Origin of the sequence: Amycolatopsis sp. PS_44_ISF1 (assembly GCF_032335455.1) — a bacterium.
Lineage (GTDB): Bacteria > Actinomycetota > Actinomycetes > Mycobacteriales > Pseudonocardiaceae > Amycolatopsis.
The window spans coordinates 500,723-520,318 of record NZ_JANUXO010000001.1 but is presented as its reverse complement, the minus strand read 5'-3'; the positions used below and the strand labels follow the sequence as shown (position 1 = coordinate 520,318).

Sequence of the window (19,596 nt, the reverse complement as noted above, 5' to 3'; positions counted from 1 at the left end):
GCTGCGTCGCGCTCACGCGGACGCGCGGCGGACCAGCCCTTCGATCCGCCGGACCACTTCGGACGGCAGGGGCAGCGCGGCGATCTCCGCGGCCAGCCCGGCCGCGGCGGCCGCGTAGCCGGGATCGGAGATGATCTCCTGGCACTTCTCGGCGATCGCCTCGGTCGTGGCCTGCTCGTGGGAAAGCGTCAGCGCGGCGCCCGCCTCGACCAGCCGGCGGGCCATGTCCACCTGCCGGAACTGCCCGGCGTCGGGGAGCAGCACCTGCGGCACCCCGAAGCTCAGCGCCGTCATCATCGTGCTGCCCCCGCTCTGGTGCACCAGGACGTCGCAGGTCGGGGCCAGCACGTCGAGGGGGATCCAGCCCAGGTGGACGCCGGTGCCGTCCATCCGCTCGCGCAGGGTGGGGACGGCTTCCCCGGGGACCGCCACCGCCGTCTCGACGTCGAGGGCGGCGACGTTCTCGACGATGCCCTGGACGAAGTCGTACTGGTCGTAGTCCGCCACCGCGGTGCCGACGGTGATGCCGACCCGGGTGGCCGCGCCCTTGGTGTACATCCACGGTTCCAGGCGGCACTGCGCATTGCCGGGGATCCACCGCATCATCTGCCCGGGCCGGCCCCCCGGTTGCCGCAGGCTCGGCGGCTCGACCTCGATCAGCAGGTCGGGCTCGGGCAGACCGGTCAGCCCCAGCCGTTCGAGCTGCTCGCGCAACTGGGACTCCGCCCCCGCGTCGAACAGCTCCGGGTCGTGGATGTCCCAGGCCTGCCGCACGTACGGGACATCGAGGCGGGCGGCCAGCAGCGGCGCGCCGTAGGCCAGCATCCCGCCGATGACGATGTCCGGGCGCCAGCTTTCGCCGAACTCCACGAGCGCTTCGAGGGGCCGGGATTCGATCGCCGCGAACAGCCCACCGGCCCACCGCTCGCGCTCGAGGGCGTCCGGCGGCGGCGGGAACAGCCCGGTCTCGGCGGTCACCCGCTCGCGGGTCAGCCCCGGTGGCAGCACCGGCACGGCGGCCAGCCCGGCCGCGGTGATGGCCGGGACGACGTCGTCGGCCGCGGCGGTCACCATCACCTGGTGCCCGGCGTCCCGCAGGGCCGTGGCGAGCGAAACGTGGGCGAAGAACGTCGACGGGGTGATCCCGGCGAGCACGATGACCTTCACGAAAGCCTTCCTCCGGACTCGGTCGTCACCACAGGGTGTGCAGGCACGTCAGCAGGCTGCGCGCCTCGACGTTGAAGTAGTTGCCGTGGCGCACGAGGTTCGTCGCCTGCCGCGCGGTCATCCAGATGAAGTCCGGCGGCACCTCGACCGGGAACTCGTCGCCCACTTCGACGACCAGGTAGCGGTTCTCCGCGTGGTGGAAGCGCCCGCCCTCCTCCGAGTGCACGACGTCGTGCTTGATCGCCCCGGGCGGGGCCTGAAGCACGCACTCCAGGTACCGCGGCGGTTCGGCCCCCGCGTAGTTCTCCGGCGTGCAGTGCACGGTCGGGGCCATCTCGATCACGTCGAACGTGCCGGCCTGGGTGCGGGCCTGGACGAGCACGTGCAGCACGTCGTCGATCCGCTTGGTCAGGAAAGCGAGCAGCCCCTGCCCGACCGGGGCCAGCATCGGCTGCGTCCAGTGCGCCACCTCGCGGTTGCTCGCCCGGACGTCGACGCCGATCACCGAGAAGTACTTGCCCTCGTCGTGGCTGATGTGCTCGTCCGCGGTGTGCCAGCCGCCGACCTGGTTCAGCGGGATCCGCTGCTGGTCCAGGCGGTGGCCGGTCTTGGCCTCGGTGAACCAGCTCAGCACCGAGGGCAGCTCGTGCAGCACGCCCCGGCGCTCGGCGAGGGAACGCAGGAGCGAACCGCGGAACGAGTCCTCGCCGAGCACCGACGGCCGGTCGACCGGCGCGGCGAACGGGATGCCCGAGAGCACCGTGCGCGCGTCCATGTTGACCAGGTTGTCCACGTGCAGCAGCTCGTGCAGCTGGGCCAGCGTGAGCCAGCAGAAGTCTTCGAGCAGTGGGATGTCGTCGGTGACCTCGATGACCATGTTGCGGTTGCGCTTGTGCAGGAACCACGCGCCCTGCTCGGACTGGAGCACGTCGACCAGCACCCGGCCGCGCCACGGGGCGGTGAAGTGCTCCAGGTACGGGATCGGCTTGCCCTGGTGCACCCGGGTGTAGTTGCTGCGGGTGGCCTGCAGGGTGGGGGAGAGCTGCGTCAGGTTGACGTTGCCCGGCTCCATCTTGGCCTGCATCAGGCAGTGCAGGACGCCGTTGAACTCCTTGACCAGGATGCCGAGGATGCCGGTCTCCGGCTGCCGGATGATCGGCTGCGTCCAGTGCGCCTGGTCGGTGCGCACCGCCAGGCCCTCGACCGCGAAGAACCGGCCGCTGTCGTGGACGAGGTTGGCGGTGCCGGGCTGGAACCGCCAGCCGGACAGCTCGTCGAACGGGACCCGGGTGACTCGGTAGCTGTTGGCGGCCTGGCGTTCGGCGAACCAGCGGTGGAACGACGGGGTCGGGACCACCACCCGGTCCTGGGTGCTGGCCGACTCGGTGAACCGGCGCAGCAGGTCGTCGGTCGTGGTCAGCAGCCCCGTGGGCGCACCCATCTGGTCTCCGATCGTCAGATCATGCCCCCATAGACCCGCATGATGCGTCCGCAGGCTAGGGCGGCTCCCGCGGGGCGGGCATCCCCCGTCCTGATAGCCGCTGCGCAGAACGACCAGCTTTGGGGATGTCCCGCGCCGGGGCCGAACCTGTAATTACCTGATCTGGCCGAGCAAGAGCCTCGCGAACCTAGGGAGACCGGTGTTCGAGACACACGAGCAGCACGTCTGGATGCGCGGGGAGACGCCGCCCGCGCCGTTCCGGTACGACGAGGAAACCGGCATCCACCACCTGTACGGCTACGACGACGCGTTGTCGGTCATGATGGATCCCGTCACCTTCTCCAGCAACTCCCAGCGGCTGATCCCGAATTCCTTCGAGTTCTCCAAGGAACTGACCGACGGCAACATGGTGCGGCTCGATCCACCCGAGCACACCCAGCTGCGCGGCATCGTCAACCGCGGGTTCACCCCGCGGATGATCGACGGGCTGGAGGGGCGCGTGGCAGCGCTGACCCACGAACTGCTGGACCTGGGCGAAGACGGCGACCGGATGGAGCTGGTGTCGGCGCTCGCCTACCCGCTGCCGGTCATCGTGATCGCCGAGATGCTGGGCGTGCCGGGGTCGGACCGGGTCTGGTTCACGTCGCTGATGACCAAGCACCTCAACAGCGACAAGGACGCGCTGGAGGACGTCGCCGCCGCGGTGGCGCAGCGGGTCGACGACATCAAGCAGCTGCGGGCCTACCTGCTCGAACACACCACCGAACGCCGGCGCACCCCGCGCGAGGACCTGCTGACCGCGCTGGTCGTGGCCGAGGTCGACGGACAGCGGCTCACCGACGCCCAGGTGGTCAACTTCGCCAACCTGCTGCTGATCGCCGGGCACGTCACGACGGCGTCGATGCTCGCCAACACCGTGCTGGCGCTGGACCTCAACCCGGTGCAGGCCAAGCGGATCCGCGAGGACCGGTCCCTCGTGCCGGGGGCGATCGAGGAGTCGCTGCGGATGTACCCGCCGTTCCAGCGGATCATCCGGGCGACCATGACCGACACGGTGCTCAGCGGGCACGAGATCCCGGCCGACCGGCTGGTCTCGGTGTGGGTCGGTGCGGCCAACCGCGAGGAGCGCGTCTTCGCCGACCCGCACGAGTTCGACCCGACCCGCGACTACAAGCTGCACCTGTCGTGGGGGCACGGGGTGCACTTCTGCCTGGGCACCCCGCTGAGCCGGCTGGAGGGCCGGGTCGTGCAGAACATCCTGTTCGACCGCTACCCGGATCTGCGCACCGATCCGCAGCGCCCGCCGGTTTCCCAGCCCTCGCCCGATTTCACCGGCCTGCAGTCACTGCCGCTGCTCTTGCGCTGAGGACGCCGAGGACGCCGAGGACGCTGAGGACACTGTGGACGGTCAGCGGCCGAGGGGCCGCGGCCCCGGCCTATCAGGTTGAGGGATGTTCGCCGGCCGGGGTCTGCCTATTGTTCGGAAAACGGGGCCTCGGCGCGTCCGGCCCCCGGCCAGCGGACCGCACGCTTTCTACGCGAGGAGAGGCCCATGACCACCACCGCCGAGACTTCGGCCGACAAGGTGGACCTGTTCGCACCCGAGGTGATCGCCGACCCGTGGGGGGCGCACGCGCGGGTGCGTGAGGCGCCGACACTGCAGATCGGCGGGTTCATGGGCGGGCCGCCGATGTTCCTGGCCGCCCGCTACGAGCACGTCAAGCAGGTGCTCACCGACCCGCGGTTCCTCACCAACCCGCTGCCCGACGCCCCGGTCGAGGACATCCGCAACGGCGTGTTCGAGCACCTCAACATGCCGGAGGAGCTGATCCCCTGGCTGAAGAACCTGATCAACGCCTCCGACGGCGAGGAGCACTCCCGGCTGCGCAAGCTGGTCTCCTACGCCCTGACCAACCACCGGGTGAGCAAGTTCCGGCCCCGCGTCGAGGAGATCGCCGCGAAGCTGCTCGACGAGCTGGCCGAGGCCACCGCGGACGGTTCGGCGATCGACCTGGTCCAGGCCTACTGCTACCCGCTCCCGATCGCGGTGATCTGCGAGCTGGTCGGCGTGGACGAGGTGGACCGCCCGATCTGGAAGACCTGGAGCGACGCGATGGCGACGCTCGACGGCGAGCGGCTGCCGGACGCGGTGCGCGCGGCACTGGCGACGGCCCGCGAGCTGCTCGCGCGCCGGCGCGCCGAGCCGCAGGACGACCTGGTCACCGCGCTGGTCAACGCGCAGACGGAGAACCCGGAGATCGTCAGCGACGACGAGCTGGTCGGGATCCTGTTCAGCCTGGTCACGGCCGGGCACCAGACCACGACCTACCTGATCGGCAACTCGGTGCTCGCCCTGCTGGAGCACCCGGACCAGCTCGACCGGCTGAAGGCCGACCCGTCGATGTGGGCGCAGGCGGTGCGCGAACTGCAGCGCCTCGGCCCGATCCAGTTCGGCCAGCCGCGCTTCGGCACCGAGGACATGGAGCTGGGCGGGGTGCTGATCCCGCGGGGGATGCCCGTGGTGCCGATGATCATGGGCGCCAACAGCGACCCGCGGAAGTTCCCCGAGCCGGAGAAGCTGATCGTCGACCGGCTGTCGGTGGGCAGCGAGAGCCACCTCGGCTTCGGCAAGGGCATCCACCGGTGCCTCGGCCAGCACGTCGCCTACCTGGAGGCGGAAGTGGCGCTGCGCGGTCTGTTCACCCGGTTCCCGGACCTGTCGCTCGCGGTTCCCCGCGAGGAGGTCCCGTGGATCCTGCGGCCCGGGTTCACCCGGACCAAGGACCTCCCGGTGCAGCTCGGTACGCCCGCGTCCTGACGCCACCGCCTCGCGCTGTGGAGTTCGCCGCCCGGTCCCCGGCCGGGCGGCGCCAGGTCCGGAGGAGGGCTCCCGCACCATGATCGAACCCGCGCCGGGCGAAGGCGTCCCCGCCCCGACCACGACCGCCGACCGGCTCAAGGAACTGCGCCGCCGGACGGAGGAAGTGGTGGGGCACGGCTCCGCCCGGGCGGCCGAGCGCCAGCACCCGCGCGGCCGGCTGACCGCGCGGGAACGCATCGAACTGCTGCTGGACCCCGGCTCGTTCGTGGAGCTCGACGCGTTCGTCCGGCACCGGTCGGTCAACTTCGGCCTGGAGCGCAACCGCCCGCCGGGCGACGGCGTCGTGACCGGGTACGGCACCGTGGACGGGCGGCCGATCTGCCTCTACAGCCAGGACGCCAGCGTGTTCGGCGGCTCCCTCGGCGAAGCGCACGGCGGCAAGATCGTCAAGGTCATGGACCTCGCGGTGCGGACCGGCCGGCCCATCGTCGGCATCAACGACGGCGCGGGCGGGCGGCTGCAGGAAGGCGTGGTCGCGCAGGCGATCTACGGGGAGATCTTCCGGCGCAACGTGCGCACGTCCGGCATCGTGCCGCAGATCTCGCTCATCCTCGGTTCCTGCGCCGGCGGCGCCTGCTACTCGCCCGCGCTGACCGACTTCGTCGTGATGGTCGACGGCAACTCGCACATGTTCCTCACCGGCCCGGACGTCATCCGCGGCGCGACCGGGGAACAGGTGGGCCTGGAAGAGCTCAGCGGCGGCCTGACCAACAACACGCGGTCGGGCAACGCCCACTACCTCGGCGCCGGCGACGAGGACGCGATCGGCTACGTGCAGCAGTTGCTGTCGTACCTGCCGTCCAACAACCTGGCCGACCCGCCCGCGTACGCGCCCGGCGGTGTGCCCGCGGCCGCCGCCGACCTCGACCGGCTGGTCCCGGACCTGGCGACGCAGCCCTACGACATGCGCGATGTGCTGCGCTCGGTGGTCGACGACGGCGAGCTGGACGAGGTGCAGGAGCTGTACGCCCCGAACGTGATCGTGGGCTTCGCCCGGATCGAGGGCCAGAGCGTCGGCGTGGTGGCCAACCAGCCGGCGAAGCTGGCCGGCTGCCTCGACATCAACGCGTCGGAGAAGGCCGCCCGGTTCGTGCGCACCTGCGACGCGTTCAACGTCCCGATCGTCACCCTGGTCGACGTGCCGGGCTTCCTGCCCGGCACCGAGCAGGAGTGGAACGGCATCATCCGGCGCGGGGCCAAGCTCATCTACGCCTACGCCGAGGCGTCGGTCCCGCTGGTCACCGTCGTGATCCGCAAGGCCTACGGCGGCGCCTACGACGTCATGGGGTCCAAGCACCTCGGTGCCGACCTCAACTTCGCCTGGCCCACCGCGCAGATCGCGGTCATGGGGGCCGCCAACGCGACCGATGTGCTGTACCGCAAGACGATCGCCGAGGCGGCTCGGCAGTCCGCCGACGTGGACGCGCTGCGCGCCAAGCTGGCCCGGGAGTACGAGGAAACGCTGCTCACCCCGTACCTCGCCGCGGAACACGGCTACATCGACGCCGTCATCCAGCCCTCGCAGACCCGCGACCACGTGGCCACGGCGTTGAAGGGGCTCAAGGGGAAGCGGGATCTCCGGCTGCCCCGCAAGCACGGCAACATCCCGCTCTGACCCACGGCGGTCCCGGGCCGGGGCCGAGCGGACCGCGTCCGTTCGGCCCCGGTCCGCTCGGCCCCGGCCCGGGTTCCCGGCTACCGGTGGCCGCTGTGACCGCTGTGGCCCGCGGCCGGCGCGGCGCCGGGCCCGGCCGCGTTCGAGTGCATGTGGAACCGGGCGATCTCCGGCGGGTGGACGACGAACGGGCGCATCATGCCCATGTCCTCGTGCTCGAGGATGTGGCAGTGGTACATGAATTCACCGGACGCGCCGTCGAACTGCCCGGCCACGGTGATCCACTCGCCCTGGCGGGCCTGGAAGGTGTCCTTCCAGCCCTCCTCCCACTTCTCCAGCGCCGGTCCCGCGTTCGGTACGGGCAGCGGCCGCACGGTGCCGCCCGTCGGGACGTCGAAGGCGGTCAGGTCGGTCCACGTCGTGCGGTCGAGGAACTGGAGCCGCGTCATGTGGATGTGCATCGGGTGCGGCGTACCGCCGAGCTGGAGGAAGTGCCACACCGCCCAGCGCCCGCGGTTGATGAAGATCGAGACCGTGTCGTCGAACAGGGCCGCGACCTTCTTGAACGTCCGCACCCGCCCGGTGGCCGGGTCGGTGAGCTGGATGACCCCGGCCGTGGGGAACTGCGTCGGCAGCTGGGCCGGGTCGGTGATCTCCTTCAGCTCCCACATGGTCGGGTCCGGCACCCCGGCGGTGGTCCCCGGGAGCAGGGCGACGAAGACCTCGTCGTGGTCGGCCGGCACGGTGCCGGGCCCGAGCCGCGTGTAGGACTTCGACAGCTTCTGCGGGACGCGGACCTTTTCCGGCCGGATGCGGGAAGCCACGCGGAACTCCATGATGTCCGCTTCGCCGACGCTGCCGGTGTTCGTCAGGCGCAGGCGCTGGCCCGCGAACCGGCTGAAGTCGACGAGCAGGTCCACGCGCTCGGCCGGGGTGATCGTCAGGCCGCCCACCGGGATCGGGGCCGGCGCGGGCAGCAGCCCGGCGTCGGTGCCCACGATGCTCACCGCGTCGTTGTGCAGGACGCCCGCCTCGTCGATCAGGTCGAGGCGGAAGAAGCGGGAGTTCGCCGCGTTGAGCACGCGGAACCGGTACAGGCCCGCGGCCACGTCGAGGTGCGGCCAGATGGTGCCGTTGACCAGGACGAACGGTGCGGTGAGCGGGGCCGTCGTGCCGGACGCGGGCACGTAGGCCTGCTTGTACAGGAGCTGACCGGTGAGCGCGCCGGTCGAGGGCACGGTGTCGAGGTTGCGGTCGGTGATGATCAGCGGGATCTCCCGCTCGCCCCGGGGCAGCCCGGCCGCGTCCTCTTCGGCGTCGCGGATCAGGTACATGCCGGCCAGCCCGGCGTACACGGTGAACCGGGTCACCGCCATCGCGTGGTCGTGGTACCAGAGCGCGGTCGCCGCCTGGCGGTTCGGGTACTCGGAGAGCTGCGCGTCCCCCGTGGTGATGCCGTTGTGCGCCCAGCCGTCGTTGTGCGCGGGGGTCACCGAACCGTGCAGGTGCACCACGTTCCACGGCGGCAGGTCGCTGACGCCGTCGATCAGCCGGGTGCCGGCGGGCAGGGTGCCGTCCGGGCTGCGGAAGCCGGGCAGGTACGCCGGTGACGGCTTGGCGAACGGCACCTGGGCGGCCACCAGGGGAATTTTGCCGGTGAGTTCGTTGCTCCACGCGATGCGCGTGCGCTGTCCGCAGCGCACCTCGATGGTCGGTCCGGGGAACTGGCCTTCGTAGGTCCACAACGCGGTTTCGGGCAGCTGCGAGTGCAGCTTGACCCGGGCGTTGGTCATCCGCACGGTGAGCAGTTCCTGCTCCGGCCGGGGCCGCAGCACCGGCGGGATCCGCAGCGGGTCGAGGAATTTGGTCAGGCCGAAGTCCGGCCCCGCCGGTCCGAGCAGCGGAACCGGGGTCCCGGCCACCGCTTCGGGTGCGTTCGGTCCGAGCAGGCTCGGTCCGAGCAGGTTCGCACCGATCGCCAGACCGGCCGAGCCGACCATGGCGGCGGTGAGGAAGGTGCGGCGGCCAACGGAATCGGTCGGGCCGTCATCGTCATCCATCGGGCGTTCATCAGTCACGCTGGCATCATCGGCTACCGAATGCCCGGTGACCAGAGCCGTGGCCGCCGGTAATCGAGACTACTCACGTGAGTGATGGCCCCGGTGGGCCGCCTGGGAAACGCTGGCAGGACGCGTGCGCCCCGCACGCCGGTCGGAGGCGTTCCTGTGGCAGCAGCTCCACTTCGGTGCGCGCTGCCCCCCGCCGCGGGCCGGCCGGTCACCGTGCGCGCCCCCGCCGTCACCGGACGACCCGCCCGCGCCCACCGCGGAGTCCATCCGGGATCGGGCCCGAGTGGACGAAGCACTGCCCCGGTCCGGGCCGCTAGGGTCGCGCGATGACCGCACCCCCCGAACCGGCTTCCCCGCCGGCCTCGCTGGTTTCCTTGCTGCGCCCCCGGTTGCGCCCCTACCGCCGGCCGCTCGCCGCGATCGCCGGGTTCCAGCTCGTGCAGGCGGCGGCGTTGCTCTACCTGCCGACGCTCAACGCCGACGTGGTCGACCGCGGCGTGCTCACCGGCGACGTCGGGTACATCCTCGGCCACGGCGGGATCATGCTGGCCGCCACGCTGGTGCAGATCGGTTGCGCGGGCGGCGCGGTGCTGCTGGGCGCGCGGGTGGCGATGGGGCTGGGCGCGGACCTGCGGACCGCGTTGTTCGACCGGGTGTCGGGCTTCTCCGCCCGGGAGATGAGCCGGTTCGGCGCCTCGTCGCTGCTGACCCGCAGCACCAACGACGTCCAGCAGGTGCAGTTGCTGCTGTTCACCGCGCTGGCCATGCTGCTGACCGCACCCTTCGTCGGCACCGGCGGCGTCGTTCTCGCGGTGCGCCAGGACGCGCCGTCCTCGCTGGCGCTGCTGGTCGCGGTGCCGGTCGGGGTCGTGACGATCGGCTTGCTGATCCGGCAGATGGTGCCGGCGTCCCGGCTGCTGCAGCGGTTCGTGGACGCGGTCAACCGCGTGATGCGCGAGCAGATCACCGGCATCCGCGTGATCCGGGCGTTCGTCCGCGACGAGAACGAGCGCAAGCGCTTCGCCGACGCGAACACCGACCTGATGGGCGTGGGCGTCCGGCTCGGCCGGGTGCAGGCGTTCTTCGGCGCCACTTCGCTGCTGATCTCCAACCTGGCCTCGGTCGCGGTGCTGGCCATCGGCGGCCACCGGGTCGTGGGCGGCGAGCTCCAGCTCGGCGCGCTGATCGCGTTCCTGACCTACCTGACGCTGACCCTGGGCGCGGTGACGCAGGGGCTGAGCGTGTTCATGATGGCGCCGCGGGCGAAGGTGAGCGCGGGCCGGATCACCGAGGTACTGGACACCGAGCCGGGTATCGCCGAACCCGCCGTGCCGGTCGGCGTGGCGGCGTGGCGGGGGAACCTCGAACTCGACGGCGTCACGTTCGGCTATCCGGGCGCCGAACGCCCGGTGCTGCGGGGAGTGAGCCTGACCGCGCGGCCCGGCCGCACCACCGCGATCATCGGCTCGACCGGCAGCGGCAAGACGACCCTGATCACCGTGCTGGCCCGGCTGCTCGAAGTCGACGAAGGCGCGGTGCGCATCGACGGCGTCGACGTCCGCGACGTGGCGCGCGGCGACCTGTCCCGGCAGATCGGGCTGGTGCCGCAGCGGGCGTACCTGTTCGCCGGCACGATCGCCGACAACCTGCGCTACGGCGACCCGGACGCCGACGAGGCGCGGCTGTGGCACGCGCTGGAGATCGCGCAGGCCGCCGAGTTCGTCCGGGCCCTGCCCGACGGGCTGGACACCGCCATCGGACAGGGCGGCAGCACGGTTTCCGGCGGTCAGCGGCAGCGGCTGGCGATCGCCCGGGTCCTGCTGGCGCGGCCCCGGATCTACCTGTTCGACGACGCGTTCTCCGCACTGGACAACGCCACCGAGGCGGCGTTGCGCACCGCGCTGGCCCGGGAAATCGGCGACGCCACCGTGGTGGTCGTCGCCCAGCGCGTGTCCACCATCCGCACCGCGGAGACGATCGTGGTGCTCGAAGCCGGTCTGGTCGAAGCCACCGGCACCCACGAGGAGCTGCTGGCCACCAGCACCACCTACGCGCAGATCGTCGATTCGCAGCTGACCGTCGGGGAGGCGGCCTGATGGGCACCGCACCGGCACCCGCCGAGCCGGGCGGCCGCGGCGCCGCGCTGCGGCTGCTCGCCTCGATGCGCCCGGACCGGGCGCGGATCACCGGGATGGCCGCGCTGGCCGTCGTCGGCAACGCCACGCTGGTCACCATTCCGCAACTGCTCGGGGACGCCACCGACGCGATCGTCGACGGGATCCGCGGCGGCGCCGTCGACTTCGGCGCGGTCACCCGCTTCCTGGTGGCGGCCGGGGTGCTGGCCGTGGTGTCCGGGGCGGCCACGATCGCCCAGGGCCGGCTGACCGCCACCGTGGTGCAGCGGATGGCGTTCCGGCTGCGTGAACGCACCAACCGGACGCTGGCCCGGCTGCCGCTGTCCTACTTCGACACCCAGTCCCGCGGCGACCTGCTCTCCCGCACCACCAACGACATCGACAACGTGGCCCAGTCCGTGCAGCAGACGGCCAGCCTGGCGCTGACGTCGGTGTTCCTCTTCCTCGGTTCGCTGGTGATGATGCTGCGCATCTCGCTGCTGCTGACCGTGGTCGCGCTGGCCGTCGTCCCGGTGACCGTGTGGACGGCCCGCGCGCTGGCCCGTCGCGCGAAGCCCCAGTTCGCCCGGCAGTGGAAGGCCACCGGCGCGCTCGGCGGCCACCTGGAGGACGTCTACACCGGGCACGACCTCGTCACCGCGTTCGGGCGCTGGAGCCAGGCGCGGGAGACCTTCGGCCGGTACAACGACGAGGTGCGCACGGCCGGTGCCGAAGCGCAGTTCCGCTCCGGGCTGGTCGCCCCGGCCCTGACCTTCCTCGGCAACGTCGGATTCGTGCTGATCGCGGTGGTCGGCGGGGTCCGCGTCGCGGGCGGCGCGCTGACCATCGGCGCGCTGCAGGCGTTCATCCAGTACGTGCTGCGGTTCAACCAGCCGATCTCGCTGATCGCGTCGCTCACCGGGCCGATCCAGTCCGCCCTCGCCTCGGCCGAGCGGGTGTTCGAGCTGCACGACGCCGAGCCGCAGCGGCCCGACCCGGTCACCCCGCAGCGGTCGGCCGCGCTCACCGGGCGGGTCGTGTTCACCGACGTGTCCTTCCGCTACCGGCCGGACCGGCCGCTGATCGAGCACCTGTCGGTGACCGTCCAACCCGGACAGACGGTGGCCATCGTCGGGCCCACCGGCGCCGGCAAGACCACGCTGGTCAACCTGCTGCTGCGGTTCTACGACGCGGACAGCGGCACGATCGCCGTCGACGGCGTGGACATCACCGAGCTGACCCGCGACGACCTGCGCCGCCGGATCGGCATGGTGCTCCAGGACACCTGGCTCTACGGCGGCACGATCGCCGAGAACATCGCCTACGGCCGTCCCGGCGCCACCCGGGAGGAGATCGTCGCCGCGGCGACCGCCGTGCACGCCGACCACCTGATCCGCACCCTGCCCGACGGCTACGACACCGCGCTCGGCTCTGAGGGCGACGGCCTCTCGGCCGGGGAGCGGCAGCTCATCACCATCGCCCGCGCGTTCCTCGTCGAACCGGCGATCCTGGTGCTCGACGAGGCGACCAGCGCGGTGGACACCCGGACCGAGATGCTCGTCCAGCAGGGACTGGCGGCGCTGCGCCACGGCCGGACGAGCTTCGTCATCGCCCACCGCCTGTCCACCATCCGGGAAGCCGACCTGATCCTGGTCGTGGAGTCCGGCCGCATCGTCGAGCAGGGCACCCACGAGGAGCTGCTCGAAACCGGTGGGGCCTACGCCCGGCTCCACGCCGCCCAGTTCTCCCGCCCCGGCCCGGTGGTGTGAAGTGACCGACGAGCAAGTGCGCACCCCCTCCGGTATTCCGGTGCGGGCGGTGTACGGGCCGGCGGACCGGGCGGCCGATCCGCCCGACCCGGGCACGTTTCCCTTCACCCGCGGCAACTTCGCCGCCGGCTACCGGAAGAAGCTGTGGACCTTCCGGCAGTACTCCGGGTTCGGCACGGCCGAAGAGTCGAACCGCCGCTACCGCTACCTGCTGAGCCAGGGCGGTACCGGGCTGTCGGTCGCGCTCGACCTGCCCACGCAGTGCGGGTACGACTCCGACGACCCGGAGGTCGTCGACGAGGTCGGCCGCGTCGGCGTGGCGGTGGACACGCTCGCCGACGCGGAGGTCCTCTTCGCCGGCATCCCGCTGGAGGCGATCAGCACCAGCTTCACCATCAACGGCACGGCCGCGATCCTGCTGGCGTTCTACGTCGCCGCCGCCGAGCGCGCGGGCGTGCCCCGGGCGAAGCTGACCGGCACCATCCAGAACGACATCCTGAAGGAGTACGCCTCCCGCGGCACGTGGATCTGGCCGCCGGAGCCGTCGCTGCGGCTGATCGCCGACACCATCGAGTTCTGCGCGGCCGAGGTGCCGAAGTTCAACGCGATCTCCGTCGCCGGCGCGCACTTCCGCGACGCCGGGGCGACGGCGGTGCAGGAGATGGCCTTCACCCTCGCCGACGGCGTCACCTACTGCGACACCGTGCTGGCGCGGGGCCGGATGACCATCGACGAGTTCGCCCCGCAGATTTCGTTCTTCTTCTACACCCACGGCGATTTCTTCGAGGAGATCGCCAAGTACCGGGCGGGCCGGCGGCGCTGGGCGACGATCGTGCGCGAGCGGTACGGCGCCCGCACCGACAAGGCGGCGATGTTCCGGTTCGGCTGCGTCGCCGGTGGGGCCTCGTTGTACGCGCCGCAGGCGCAGAACAACACCGTGCGCGTGGCCTACGAGGCGATGGCGTCCGTGCTGGGTGGGGTGCAGTCGATGTTCACCGCCGCCTGGGACGAGCCGTTCGCCCTGCCGAGCGAGGAATCGGCGACGCTGGCGCTGCGGACCCAGCAGATCCTCGCGCACGAGACCGGCGTGGCCCGGGTGGCGGACCCGCTCGGCGGGTCCTACTTCGTCGAGGCGCTCACCGACGCGACCGAGGAACGCATCGTCGCGATCATGGCGGACCTCGACGCGCACGGCGGGATGGTCCGGGCCATCGAGGACGGCTACCTCCAGGGCCTGATCGCCGACGAGGCGTACCGGCTGCACCGGGACGTCGAAGCGGGTCTGCGCCCGGTCGTCGGGGTCAACCGGTTCACCTCGGCGCAGGAGCCACCCGAGGTCGCGATGTACGAGCTCGACGCCGAAGGCCGGCAACTGCAGCTGGAGCGGCTGGCGCGGGTGAAGGCGGAGCGGGACGGCGCGGCCGTGCGCACCACCCTCACCGCGCTGGCCCGGACCGCGGAGGGTGAGGGAAACCTGATGACACCGCTCATCGACTGCGCCGGCGCCTACTGCACGATCGGCGAGATCGTCGCCGCCCTCAAGGAAGTCTGGGGCGAGTTCCGGCAGCCGGTGGTGTTCTGATGCCGGCCCGCGTGCTGGTCGCCAAGCCCGGTCTCGACGGCCACGACCGGGGCGCGAAGATCGTCGCCCGCGCGCTGCGCGACGCGGGGTACGAGGTGATCTTCACCGGCATCCGCAAGCGGATCGAGGAGATCGTGACGATGGCGCTGCAGGAGGACGTCGCCGTGGTCGGCCTGAGCATCCTCTCCGGTGCGCACCTGTCGCTGACCACGCGCACGGTGCAGGGGTTGCGGGCCGCGGGCGCCGGGGACATCGCGGTGGTCGTCGGCGGCACGATCCCGCCCGGGGACGTGGAGCGGCTGAAGGAGGCGGGCGCGGCCGCGGTGTTCCCGACCGGCGCGGGGCTCGACGCGCTCGTGGCGGAGTTCGGCAAGCTGACGGGCCAGGGGTGAGCACCGGCCCGCTCGCGGGCATCCGCGTGCTGGAGGTCGGGCACATCCTCGCGGGCCCGTACGCCACGATGCTGCTGGCGGACCTGGGCGCGGAGGTGGTCAAGGTCGAGCCGCCGTCCGGTGACCTGTCCCGGCAGGTCAGCGACGCCTACTTCGCCAGCGTCAACCGGAACAAGCAGAGCGTCTGCCTGGACCTCGGGACCGACACCGGCCGGCGGCGCCTGGGCGAGCTGGTCACCGGGGCGCACGCGCTGCTGGCCAACCTGAAGCCGTCGGCGATCCACCGCTTCGGTCTCACCTACGACGCGCTGCGGCAGTGGAACGAGCGGATCGTGTGCGTCGCGGTGACCGGCTTCGGGCTGGCCGCGGGCGACGAGCCGGCTTTCGACTACGTGGTCCAGGCGGCCACCGGCGTCGCCGCGCTCACCGGCGATCCCGCCGGACCGCCGACCCTGCCCGGCTATTCGGCCGCCGACAACTCCGCCGGGCTGACCGCCGCGCTCGGTCTGCTGGCCCAGATCGTCTCCGGCCGGGGCGGGCAGATCGAGGTGTCGCTGCGGGACGTGATGCTGTCCCAGCTCAACTACCGGGCTTCGGCTTACCTGAACGAGGGCACCGAACCGGTCCGGCGGCCGTTCGGCGCGCACTCGTTCTACGTGCCCGCGCAGCTGTTCCCGACCAGCGAGGGCCACCTGGCCCTGTTCATCACGCACGACGGTTTCTGGAAGGCGTTCGCCGGCGAGGTGGGCATCGCCGGGTTCGAGACGATGGCCGAGCGCGTCGCGCGGCGCGAAGAGGTGCTCGCGGTGGTGACCGAGGTGCTCGCCCGGGACACCGCCCGGTCCTGGGAGGCCCGGTTGCGCCCGCTCGGCGTGCCGGTGTCGGCCGTCCGGACGCTGCCGGAAGCGCTGGCCGCCGCCCCGGGTGCCGTGGTCACGGCGGGGGAGTACCGGCTGGTCGGCAGCCCGGTCCGGATCGCCGGGTACGAGCCGGAGTACCGCCCACCACCCCGGCTGGGCGAGCACGGCTGAGGGGTCAGCGGGCCGGCACCGTGGCCCGCAGCCGGTCCCGCAGCGCGTCGACCAGGGCTTCGAGGCCGCGACGGCCGGCCGAGCTGCCGAAGACGTGGTAGTCGGGCCGCACGAGCAGCGAGCTCGCGCCGAACCGCGCCAGGTACGGCCGGTAGACGTCGTCCGCGTCGAGGTCGGCGGTCAGCCGCAGCACGTGCGTGCCGAGCCCGGCGAGGAACTCCGCGCGGTCGGTGTCGAGCTCCTCGGTGTCGAGTTCCTCGGTGGTGAGCAGGACGAACCCCCGGCCGACGACGTCGTCGAACCGCCCGGTGCCCCCGGGCCGGCACACGCGGCCCTGGGGCACGACCTCGCCCGCGCCCGGGCTCTCGTGCCGCAGCCCGCCGGTGAGCGGTTTCGCCGGTTCCGGCCGGCTTGCCGGCCGGCCGCGGCGGTTGGCCAGCACGGTGGCGTCCCGTTCGGCGGCGGCGTCCGGGTCGGTCACGCAGATGACCCGGCCGAGCTGGACCGACGCGAGGATCGCGGCCTTGGCCTGGGCCCGGCGCTCCTCCCCGTAGGTGTCCACAAGGGACTCATCGGCCCGGCCGGTCAGCGTGAGGTCCAGCTTCCACGCCAGGTTGACCGCGTCGCGGATGCCCGAGCACATGCCCTGCCCGGCGAAGGGCGGCATGAGGTGGGCCGCGTCCCCGGCGAGCAGGACGTGCCCGGCCCGCCACCGCTCGGCCCACCGGGCCTGGAAGATGTAGGTGGTGCTGCGCAGCAGGGCCGCGGTGTCCGGCGTGACGCCGAACGGCGCCATCAGCCGCCACGCGGTCTCGTCGGCGTTCAGTTCGGCCGCGTTCTCGCCCGGCAGCCGCATGAACTCCCAGCGCCGGCGGCCGGGACCGCTGCCCACCAGGGTCGTCGGCCGGGCCGGGTCGCAGATCTGCACGTTCGTCGGCACGAACTCGCGCGGCTCGTTCAGCCGGACGTCGCAGAGCAGCCACTCGTAGGAAAAGCCGAGGTCGGTCACCGGCACGTCGAGGTGCTCGCGGACGAAGCTGTTGGCGCCGTCGCAGCCCACGACCCACCGGGCCGACAGCGTGTGCGAGTCGTCGTCTTCGTCGATCGCGGTCACCCGCACGCCGTCGGCGCCGTCGGTGAGGTCGACGGCCTCGTGCCCGCGCAGCACGGTGACCGGCAGTTCCCTCGCCCGGGCGGCGATCAGCTCCTCCAGCGCCGGCTGGTGCACGGTGTTGGCGTCCGGCCAGCCGTACGGACCGCTGGTGGTGAACGCGATGTCCAGCAGGGCTTCGCCGGTGGCGGTCTGCCACTGGTAGCCGTTGGCCGGCTCGGTGATCCGCCCGAGGTCCGGGCCGATGCCGGTGCCGGCCAGCAGCCGGGCGGTCTCGCCGTCGAAGCTGGTCGCGCGGGGCAGTGGGTACGGCCGGGGCCGGCGTTCGAGCACGGTCACCCGGTGCCCGCGCTGCGCCAGCAGCACGGCCAGGGTCGCGCCGATCGGCCCGTTGCCGACGATGAGGACGTCCGCGTCCGGCACGGCCGCCTCACCGGGCCCGGAGCAGGTGGCCGAGCCGTTCGCGCAGGGCGTCGACCCGCGCGGGCAGCGTCGGATCGTCCTCGGGCCACACCAGGTCGATGCCGATCCGGCCGCCGAAGGTGTTCAGCACGTACCCGCCGATCGCGACGGGCTCCCGCATCCGGGACGCGGAGTGCAGGTTGGTCAGCCGCAGTCCCCCCGGCGTGCGCATCGGCGGGATGACCCCCCAGTTCATGATGCTGACGGTGACGCGGGCCAGGTCCGGGTCCCACGGCTTCGCGGCGGCGGGCCGGCTGAACATGTCCAGGACGCTGCGCTGCACGGAGCCGTCGGCCAGGTCGGCCCGCAGCCCGGTGCCGATCGCCCGGCCGAGCGCGACGGCGTCCGGCTCGACCTCCGCCGGGGCCCGGAACCCCACGCCGCCGAGCACGTTGGTGCCCTCGGTCGCGCCGATCGGCGGCGTGACGCGGTCGCGCAGGTTCACCGAGTACCGGTGGACGAGGTCGGTCAGGGGCACGTCCCGCAGCTCGGCCTCGGTCAGCAGGATCACCCCCGACACCAGGCCGTTGATCGTCACGTGCTCGCGGTGGCCGAGGTCGGTCAGCGCGGTCGTCTCGGCCGGGCTCAGGCGGTGCTGGACCACGGGGCGGACGACCGGGTCCGGCAGCGCCGGAGGCGGGCCCGGGGCGGCGGCCGGTGCTCCCGGAGCGGACGGGTGGATGCCGCGGTCGGCGAGCAGGTCTTCCAGCGACCGGGGGTACGGCTGCCGGGGCAGGTCGAGCGGCGCTCCGACGATGGTGTCGGTGTAGCCGGACCAGAGCGTGGAGAGGAGCGCGGTGGCGTGGTGCGCGTCGGCGACGCTGTGGTGCACCGCGAGGCAGACGGCGGTCTCCTCGCCATCGCCGACCACGTTGAGCGCGCTCAGCGACCGGTGCTGGTCGAAGTCGATCCCGGCCAGCGGCGCCCCGGGGTCGCCCTCGGCGAACCGGATCTCGGGCGGCACGTCGGACTCGGCGAGCGCGGGGCCGGCCGAGGTCGCTTCGATGCGGGCCGAAAGCTGGGGGTGAGCGTGGTACACGGCTTCGAACGCGGTCCGCAGCGCGTCCGGATCCGGCCGCCCGGCGACCCGGACCGTGTACCCGATGTAGGCCTCCCGGACGGCGTGGATCCTCTCGCTGGGCGACAGCGCCCGGATACCGGCTCGGGTCACGGATTTCCTCCAGTCAGCGCGGGGCCGGCCAGTTTCGCCGCCATCGTCGCGAGCATCGGGGCGGCCTGGTCGACCAGGAAGAAGTGCCCGCCCGGCAGCACGTTCAGGTCGGTCGGGCCGGTGGTGTGGCCGGCCCAGGCGCGGGCCTCCTCGAGCGACACCCGCGGGTCTTCGGCCCCGGTGAACACCGTGATCGGGCAGTTCAGCGTCTCGCCGGGGTCGTGCCGGTAGGTGTCGACCGCCCGGTAGTCGGCGCGCAGCACCGGCAGGACGAGCTCCAGCACCTCCGGGTCGTCGAGCACGGTCGGGTCGGAGCCGCCGAGCGCCGCCAGTTCGGTCACGAGCACGTCGTCCGGCACGCCCTGCAGCCCGTCGTCGCGGTAGTGCGAGGGCGCCCGCCGGCCGGAGGCGAACAGATGCCTGGGCTCGGGCAGGCCCGCGCCCGGCATCCGCAGCCCCAGTTCGTAGCCGACGAGCGCGCCCATGCTGTGCCCGAACAGCGCGATCGGGCGGTCGTCGAACGGCCGCAGCGCGGTCAGGAGCCGGTCCGCCATCCGGCCGATCGTGTCGACCGGTGGCTCGTGCCGCCGGTCCTGGCGGCCCGGGTACTGGACCGCCAGGACTTCGACGTCGGGCGCGAGGGCCCGGGCCAGCGGGAAGAAGAAGCTCGCCGACCCACCGGCGTGCGGCAGCGCCACGAGGCGGACCCGCGCGTCCGGCGCCGGCCGGAACCGGCGTATCCACTTGTCGACGGTCTCCACGGAGTGGGACACGGCCGTCCGTCCTTCCCG

General features: G+C 72.4%; 14 protein-coding genes. 8 read left to right on the top strand and 6 right to left on the bottom strand.

Annotation, left to right across the window (positions count from 1 at the left end; translation table 11 throughout):
• Positions 1-12 precede the first annotated feature (12 nt).
• Positions 13-1,167, bottom strand: a complete 1,155-nt coding sequence (locus NYF13_RS02375; protein ID WP_315653826.1) for a glycosyltransferase — start codon at positions 1,165-1,167, stop codon at positions 13-15.
• 25 nt (positions 1,168-1,192) lie between these two features.
• Positions 1,193-2,608, bottom strand: a complete 1,416-nt coding sequence (locus NYF13_RS02370; protein WP_315653825.1) for an NDP-hexose 2,3-dehydratase family protein — start codon at positions 2,606-2,608, stop codon at positions 1,193-1,195.
• Between the two features lie 199 nt (positions 2,609-2,807).
• On the opposite strand from NYF13_RS02370, the gene NYF13_RS02365 reads away from it, so the two are divergent.
• The 3 genes from NYF13_RS02365 to NYF13_RS02355 all read left to right on the top strand — a co-directional run bounded on the left by NYF13_RS02365 (position 2,808) and on the right by NYF13_RS02355 (position 7,104).
• The gene (locus NYF13_RS02365; RefSeq protein ID WP_315653824.1) at positions 2,808-3,974 is read left to right on the top strand and encodes a cytochrome P450; all 1,167 of its coding nucleotides are present in this window, start codon (positions 2,808-2,810) and stop codon (positions 3,972-3,974) included.
• Positions 3,975-4,160: 186 nt separating this feature from the next.
• Positions 4,161-5,426: a cytochrome P450 gene (locus NYF13_RS02360; protein ID WP_315653822.1), complete on the top strand. Its 1,266-nt coding sequence runs from the start codon at positions 4,161-4,163 to the stop codon at positions 5,424-5,426.
• A gap of 79 nt (positions 5,427-5,505) precedes the next feature.
• Positions 5,506-7,104 (top strand): acyl-CoA carboxylase subunit beta, encoded by a 1,599-nt coding sequence (locus NYF13_RS02355; RefSeq protein ID WP_315653821.1) that lies wholly within the window; start codon positions 5,506-5,508, stop codon positions 7,102-7,104.
• A gap of 80 nt (positions 7,105-7,184) precedes the next feature.
• Here NYF13_RS02355 and NYF13_RS02350 read toward each other — a convergent pair whose 3' ends face one another.
• Positions 7,185-9,182: a multicopper oxidase domain-containing protein gene (locus NYF13_RS02350; RefSeq protein ID WP_315653820.1), complete on the bottom strand. Its 1,998-nt coding sequence runs from the start codon at positions 9,180-9,182 to the stop codon at positions 7,185-7,187.
• 317 nt (positions 9,183-9,499) lie between these two features.
• Here NYF13_RS02350 and NYF13_RS02345 point away from each other — a divergent pair, with 317 nt between their 5' ends.
• The 5 genes from NYF13_RS02345 to NYF13_RS02325 are packed head-to-tail and all read left to right on the top strand — an operon-like array spanning position 9,500 to position 16,061.
• Positions 9,500-11,269: an ABC transporter ATP-binding protein gene (locus NYF13_RS02345; RefSeq protein WP_315653819.1), complete on the top strand. Its 1,770-nt coding sequence runs from the start codon at positions 9,500-9,502 to the stop codon at positions 11,267-11,269.
• Positions 11,269-13,056: an ABC transporter ATP-binding protein gene (locus NYF13_RS02340; RefSeq protein WP_315653818.1), complete on the top strand. Its 1,788-nt coding sequence runs from the start codon at positions 11,269-11,271 to the stop codon at positions 13,054-13,056. The genes NYF13_RS02345 and NYF13_RS02340 overlap by 1 nt, the downstream gene beginning before the upstream one ends.
• Position 13,057: 1 nt before the next feature.
• The gene (locus NYF13_RS02335) at positions 13,058-14,638 is read left to right on the top strand and encodes a methylmalonyl-CoA mutase family protein (RefSeq protein ID WP_315653817.1); all 1,581 of its coding nucleotides are present in this window, start codon (positions 13,058-13,060) and stop codon (positions 14,636-14,638) included.
• Positions 14,638-15,030: a cobalamin B12-binding domain-containing protein gene (locus NYF13_RS02330; protein WP_315653816.1), complete on the top strand. Its 393-nt coding sequence runs from the start codon at positions 14,638-14,640 to the stop codon at positions 15,028-15,030. The genes NYF13_RS02335 and NYF13_RS02330 overlap by 1 nt, the downstream gene beginning before the upstream one ends.
• Complete coding sequence (locus NYF13_RS02325) at positions 15,027-16,061, top strand: CoA transferase (RefSeq protein ID WP_315653815.1); 1,035 nt, start codon at positions 15,027-15,029, stop codon at positions 16,059-16,061. The genes NYF13_RS02330 and NYF13_RS02325 overlap by 4 nt, the downstream gene beginning before the upstream one ends.
• 4 nt (positions 16,062-16,065) lie before the next feature.
• Here NYF13_RS02325 and NYF13_RS02320 read toward each other — a convergent pair whose 3' ends face one another.
• From NYF13_RS02320 to NYF13_RS02310, 3 genes are read right to left on the bottom strand one after another with little or no spacing between them, the layout of a single operon-like run.
• Complete coding sequence (locus NYF13_RS02320) at positions 16,066-17,595, bottom strand: bifunctional 3-(3-hydroxy-phenyl)propionate/3-hydroxycinnamic acid hydroxylase (RefSeq protein WP_315653814.1); 1,530 nt, start codon at positions 17,593-17,595, stop codon at positions 16,066-16,068.
• A 7-nt stretch (positions 17,596-17,602) separates the two neighbouring features.
• Entirely contained in the window at positions 17,603-18,805 is a 1,203-nt protein-coding gene (locus NYF13_RS02315; protein ID WP_315653813.1) for a phthiocerol/phthiodiolone dimycocerosyl transferase family protein, read from the bottom strand.
• Positions 18,802-19,545 carry an alpha/beta fold hydrolase gene (locus NYF13_RS02310; RefSeq protein WP_315657155.1) on the bottom strand — a complete coding sequence of 248 codons (744 nt, stop codon included), beginning with the start codon at positions 19,543-19,545 and terminating at the stop codon, positions 18,802-18,804. Before NYF13_RS02310 ends, NYF13_RS02315 begins: the two co-directional genes overlap by 4 nt.
• Between the last annotated feature and the right edge of the window lie 51 nt (positions 19,546-19,596).

What these genes read in the sequence shown, in the direction of transcription:
- NYF13_RS02340 (WP_315653818.1), top strand. Translation starts at nt 11,269, where the DNA reads ATGGGCACCGCACCGGCACCCGCCGAGCCGGGCGGCCGCGGCGCCGCG.
- NYF13_RS02360 (WP_315653822.1), top strand. Translation starts at nt 4,161, where the DNA reads ATGACCACCACCGCCGAGACTTCGGCCGACAAGGTGGACCTGTTCGCA.
- NYF13_RS02370 (WP_315653825.1), bottom strand. Translation starts at nt 2,608, where the DNA reads ATGGGTGCGCCCACGGGGCTGCTGACCACGACCGACGACCTGCTGCGC.
- NYF13_RS02345 (WP_315653819.1), top strand. Translation starts at nt 9,500, where the DNA reads ATGACCGCACCCCCCGAACCGGCTTCCCCGCCGGCCTCGCTGGTTTCC.
- NYF13_RS02330 (WP_315653816.1), top strand. Translation starts at nt 14,638, where the DNA reads ATGCCGGCCCGCGTGCTGGTCGCCAAGCCCGGTCTCGACGGCCACGAC.
- NYF13_RS02355 (WP_315653821.1), top strand. Translation starts at nt 5,506, where the DNA reads ATGATCGAACCCGCGCCGGGCGAAGGCGTCCCCGCCCCGACCACGACC.